Origin of the sequence: Photobacterium sp. OFAV2-7 (assembly GCF_022347985.1) — a bacterium.
GTDB lineage: Bacteria > Pseudomonadota > Gammaproteobacteria > Enterobacterales > Vibrionaceae > Photobacterium.
Map to the genome: position 1 here is coordinate 1 of NZ_JAKRFQ010000328.1, position 5,236 is coordinate 5,236.

Here is a 5,236-nt window from a genome sequence, read left to right on the forward strand (position 1 = left end):
ATTTATCAATAATATAGATTGATTATTGTTGTGAGCATGGTTCCAATAATTGATTGTGTTATTACTTTTTTTGCGTATGTAAATAATCAAACAGTTATATATCGATTCAGGTACAAATCGGGTCTTTCTGCCTGCAAAATCGTGATGTAGTGCGCAAGTGGAATAAATGAGCTGATGATGACTTATTCTTTCTCTGATAGCTTTCTATAATTGATTGTTTTCCTTAATAGATTACCTTTCCTATTTCACACCTCCAGAGCCGTAATACGAGTAAATTGGTTATAACTAAGTGTGATACGTATCTGTCATGCATTGGTATTAACAATGTTAATGTCTGTCTCGTTTTAAATTGCAAATAAGAACAACAACTTAACTACGCAAATGTTATATGAAGGAAAATATAATGAAAGCAAGACAGTTTTATCGTTCGGCTATTTCTGCAGCTGTAATGGCTGCAATTTCTTTTCCTGTTCTAGCAGCGAATGACAATGTCCCGCCTGTTCCATTTGAAGAATTAACCACGGTTAAAGGGACAATCATTGAGCCTGTCATAACAGAGCAGCGCACTCGTTCGAAGAGAAGCCTCAGTGATGCTGCTGGCCAACTCGATGGTGACTGGTTTAACTTAGATCCTGAAATGAATGGTATTGAAGGTTCAAGCGTAGATCGTGTGTATGACACGATTTCACTAACGCCGAGTAACACTCCGGTTGTTGTGGCCGTGATTGACTCGGGTGTTGATGTTCACCATGAGGATCTTCAGGGAAAAATTTGGGAAAATCCACGTGAGATCCCAAACAATGGTTTTGACGATGACTTTAACGGTTATGTTGATGATGTCTATGGGTGGAATTTCATAGGCGGGCGGGATGGCTCTCATGTTGCCTACGATACGCTTGCTGTGACCCGAGAGTACAAACGTTACCTGGCCTATAAAGATTACGGTGTCTGGTTAACGCCTGAGGAAAAAGCGTATTTTGCAGGTGTCGAGAAGGAATACTTAGCTGACTCTGAAGCCGCAAATAGCAAGTATCAGGCTTTCAAGGCGATGTATGATGAGGCTCAGGCAAGTAAAGCTGTACTGCAGAATAAGCATGGACAGACGGATTTCTCATTGGCGGCCATTGAGCAGATAAGCAGTGATGATCCTGAAGTGATGAAAGCTGCAGAGTATCTGGTACAGACACTGTCTACATGGCGTTCATTCGAATATATGGATTCCATGTTGGAGCGCTACAGTTCAGCGGTTGATTATCACTACAACCTGGATTATGACCCTCGTGTCGAGATAGTCAAAGATCAGCCCTATAACCCATGGCAGTACCGATACGGCAATAATGATGTTATTGGTCCCGATGCGTCACACGGTACGCATGTGGCTGGGATCATAGCGGCTGATCGCTACAACCAGTTGGGTGTTCGCGGAGTGGCAAACAACGTGAAGATCATGGCTCTGCGGGTTGTAGCAAATGGCGATGAACGTGATAAGGATGTTGCCAATGCGGTACGTTACGCTGTCGATAATGGCGCAAAAATCATCAATATGAGCTTCGGTAAGGCGTATTCGCCTTACAAGGATGTGGTGGATGAAGCCTTCCGATACGCGTCACGCCGCGGTGTATTATTGGTGCACTCTGCGGGGAACAGCCACACCGATAACGATATCAAACCGAGCTATCCGAACCGTTTCCTTCTCTACTATCCGGGACACCGGATTGGCACCTGGTTAGATATCGGCGCATCGGGTAATTACAAAGATCAGAGGCTGGCGACGAGCTTTACCAACTTTGGTAAAGACAGTGTCGATGTATTTGCCCCTGGCTATAAGATCATGTCTACCATACCAGGTAACAATTATCAGGCCTTTAGCGGAACCAGCATGGCCTCACCGGTCGTATCAGGCGTTGCAGCGCTTGCGCTGACTTACTTCCCGGATCTGAAAGGTCGTCAGTTGAAGAAAGCCATTCTAGAAACGGTAAGAACCTATGAAGGACATATGGTACAAAATCCGGCAACACCTGAAGTGATGGTGCCATTCTCGGAGCTGTCGGCTACCGGCGGTGTTGTTGATGCCTACCAGTTGCTACAACACTTGCAGGAAAAGCAGCAGTAATTTCATTCTGGTTTTAATGGCTTATAGCGGGTAAGGGAGACCTTACCCGCTTTTTTGGGGTATATACGTAAACAATGTAAATTGAATGCCAATGAAAACAATTATCAATTAAATTAAGCGGCATAACATTTTATGACTGTTAGTTGTTTTCTATCATGCTGCTAAAGAATAAAGCGGTTCAGCTTTGGGCGCGTCGCCTGCATATCTACATTTCGATGGCTTTGTTGCTTGTCGTGCTGTTCTTCTCGGTAACGGGTATCACGCTAAATCGTCCTGAGTTATTTGTGAAGAGCCAACCTACAGTCGAAGAACTCACCTTGTTGCTACCTGATTCGTTATTACAGTCAGGGAAAGCCCCTTTTGTGCCAAGCGAGCGGAGGTTACTTACCTACTTGCAACAGCACGCTGATATGTCGGGTACGCCTTCAGCAATGGAGGTGTTTACCGACGTTGATAATGGTGAGTTATTAGAGGGTGAGATATCACTTGATTACAAAGGACCGGGCTTTAATGCCACTGTCTTTATTGATTTAACAACCAAAGAAGCGGTGGTCGAAAAATCACATTATGGCGTTGTTGCTGTTTTTAATGATCTCCATAAAGGGCGTAACAGCGGCGAAGTGTGGAAGTGGTTTATTGATATTACTGCTTTGTTGATGGTGCTCTTTGCGTTAACGGGTGTTTGCCTGTTGTTGCCAAAGAAAAAGACCTTGGCAACATCGCTCAAATGGACGGCACTTGGCTCAATAGTCTCTTTGTTGGTTTTCTTTTTGGCTGTTCCTTAGTGAAAAGCAGCTATGTATTAAAAGGACTTCCCATGACCCTTATTTCCAAGCCGCTTATAGCGCTTTCTGTTGCGCTGCCGCTGGCTTTCTCTGCCCACGCGAAACCTATTCCTGATAGTGCTTCGATGGATATTCAATTTGAATTGCCAGTAATAAATACTTCGATGTATGCCCGGCCATATGTGGCGGTGTGGATTGAAGATCAGCAGCGAAAACCTGTCCGAACAGTTCAACTGTGGGTAGGTAAAGATGAGTGGCTTAAGGATCTTCGCAGTTGGTGGCGAAAGGTCGGCCGTTATGATCGTGAATTAGTTGATGCCGTGACTTCGGCAACTCGTCCTGCGGGTGAGTATAGATTCATTTGGGATGGATTGGATGATGCCGGTAACCGGATAGAGCAGGGGACATATACCTTCTATACCGAAGTGGTTCGTGAGCACGGCGGTCGAAATTATATTCGCCAGAAAATCCAGCTCGGTGAATCAGGTTTTACGTATCAGCTAGCACCGACCGAAGAGACAGGCACTATCACTTTGAACTACAGCGTCAACGATTAGTTATCTGCCCGATAAATGATTTCGATTTTCCATTTGTTTAGTTTCTCGTTAGTTAAGAGCATCAAAAATGATCAAGAGTAATAAAATTAAAGCGCTCTCTGTAGCGTGTGCTGTTGTTGCCGGCATGGCCGTTACGGCAACAGCCAATGCCCACCCGCGTTGGATAGTGCCGTCTCACTTTACCGTATCAAAAGAGGGCGGTGATTGGTTGACCTTTGATGTGACAGCGTCACATGGGACCTTTGTTTTCGATAAACCTGCAGGTAGTGAGACTGGTCAAATTATTATGCCGGATGGTCGAATTCAGTACCCTTCTTATGTCACTAAGGGTAAACGACGTTCAATCTTTGATTTCTATTTTGAAGAAGAAGGGACCCATAAAGTACGCGTCAATAACGTTCCATCATACTACACGAAGTATAAGGCGGGCCGACGTGACACGGTTAAGTGGATGAAGGCTCATAAGGCCGAGCGTGCCCAAGTTCTGCCGGAGAAAGCCCGTGATGTCATCACTCAAGTTAGTTATACACGTGCAGAAACCTATGTGACTGTCGGCAAGCCGACAACTAAAGCATTTGAGCTGGAAGGAAAATATCTGGAACTTGTGCCGGTAACGCACCCATCAGATATCGTTGAGGGCGAAGAAGTGGCGTTTCAGTTCTTCTATAACGGCGAGCCACAGCAGGGTGTAACTGCCGAGATCACTCGTGAAGGGACGCTGTACCGCAACCATCAGGAGCAAATTGATGTCGTCAGTGACAAGCAGGGGATGGTGACGTTTACTCCTGACACGGCAGGTCGCTGGTTGATGAAAGCGAACTACAAAGGTGAGCTGACTGATAACCCGCTGGCCGATATTTCGAGCGTCAATGTGCACCTGACATTTGAAGCGGTTCTTCAGTAATTTAATAGCCTGTGAATGCAGGCTATTCATTCCTTTCTTATTTAAGCTGTTGAGATTAATAATGAAATTAATTACGAAAAAGCGTGCTAGTTTGCTTGCTTTCTCTCTATCTGGTCTCTTTTCCGTGTCGGCACACGCGCATTTTCCTCTCATGAGCTGTTGGCTTGAAACTGACAAGGTGGTTTGCCAAGCAGGATACAGCGACGGTAGCTCAGCGGTTGATTATAACGTCGATATGTTCGACTACGATGACAACCTGATTGCCAAGGTATCAACAGACAAGCGGTCGATTGCAGAGTTTGAGCTGCCTGGTTCTGACTTCTATCTGGTTTTTGATGCGGGGCATGAAAATCCGGTTGAGGTAGATGTTGTCGAGATTTCAGAAAAATGATCTGCGAATCAGTCAGTGCCGATGATGGCGGCCGTGAAGGGAAGTGGGTTGCATTGTCGATTTCAGTCATACTTCTGATAGCAACAATCTTGCTTCCATACCATCAGACATCAACTGAGCAACTAGCGCTGGCCTCTCATCAAATATCAATTCAAGAGCTTGAGCCTCAGGAGTTGGCGATGATAGCCGATTTGCGCCTGGCTCACGAAGAAATACGCAATATTCGCCAGGATAGCCTTGAACTTGATGGTGTTGATAGCTGGCCATCCATCAGCGAGTTAGAAGAGCTGTGGCTGGCACCATTTGTAAAGGACAAGAGCTGGCAGCACAAAGGCCAGCATCGGTGGCTGAATAACGACTCCGGTGCCTACCTGGGTATTCGTCAGCAACAGCAAGGCTCGGCTTCTGTTGTTCTTTATTCTTTGCAGGCATTGCCTGATGTTTGGTTGGATTTTGGCGAAACAGCACGCTCTGTTTCGATTAAAG

General features: G+C 45.5%; 6 protein-coding genes. All 6 read left to right on the top strand.

Annotation, left to right across the window (positions count from 1 at the left end; all coding sequences use genetic code 11):
- Nucleotides 1-403: 403 nt before the first annotated feature.
- Nucleotides 404-2,113 (top strand): S8 family peptidase, encoded by a 1,710-nt coding sequence (locus MHN01_RS15885; protein WP_239412241.1) that lies wholly within the window; start codon nucleotides 404-406, stop codon nucleotides 2,111-2,113.
- 155 nt (nucleotides 2,114-2,268) lie between these two features.
- The gene (locus tag MHN01_RS15890) at nucleotides 2,269-2,898 is read left to right on the top strand and encodes a PepSY-associated TM helix domain-containing protein (RefSeq protein ID WP_239412242.1); all 630 of its coding nucleotides are present in this window, start codon (nucleotides 2,269-2,271) and stop codon (nucleotides 2,896-2,898) included.
- A 32-nt stretch (nucleotides 2,899-2,930) separates the two neighbouring features.
- Nucleotides 2,931-3,455, top strand: a complete 525-nt coding sequence (locus MHN01_RS15895) for a DUF2271 domain-containing protein (protein WP_239412243.1) — start codon at nucleotides 2,931-2,933, stop codon at nucleotides 3,453-3,455.
- 67 nt (nucleotides 3,456-3,522) lie between these two features.
- Entirely contained in the window at nucleotides 3,523-4,359 is an 837-nt protein-coding gene (locus MHN01_RS15900) for a DUF4198 domain-containing protein (protein ID WP_239412244.1), read from the top strand.
- A 61-nt stretch (nucleotides 4,360-4,420) separates the two neighbouring features.
- The gene (locus MHN01_RS15905) at nucleotides 4,421-4,750 is read left to right on the top strand and encodes a hypothetical protein (protein WP_239412245.1); all 330 of its coding nucleotides are present in this window, start codon (nucleotides 4,421-4,423) and stop codon (nucleotides 4,748-4,750) included.
- Nucleotides 4,747-5,236, top strand: a 490-nt coding sequence (locus MHN01_RS15910; protein WP_239412246.1) for a hypothetical protein, incomplete at its 3' end; no start/stop codon positions are given. The genes MHN01_RS15905 and MHN01_RS15910, both read left to right, overlap by 4 nt.

Bases quoted from the DNA above. Each gene is read 5' to 3' on its own strand.
- MHN01_RS15900 (WP_239412244.1), top strand. From the start codon at position 3,523: ATGATCAAGAGTAATAAAATTAAAGCGCTCTCTGTAGCGTGTGCTGTT.
- MHN01_RS15905 (WP_239412245.1), top strand. From the start codon at position 4,421: ATGAAATTAATTACGAAAAAGCGTGCTAGTTTGCTTGCTTTCTCTCTA.
- MHN01_RS15895 (WP_239412243.1), top strand. From the start codon at position 2,931: ATGACCCTTATTTCCAAGCCGCTTATAGCGCTTTCTGTTGCGCTGCCG.
- MHN01_RS15890 (WP_239412242.1), top strand. From the start codon at position 2,269: ATGCTGCTAAAGAATAAAGCGGTTCAGCTTTGGGCGCGTCGCCTGCAT.
- MHN01_RS15885 (WP_239412241.1), top strand. From the start codon at position 404: ATGAAAGCAAGACAGTTTTATCGTTCGGCTATTTCTGCAGCTGTAATG.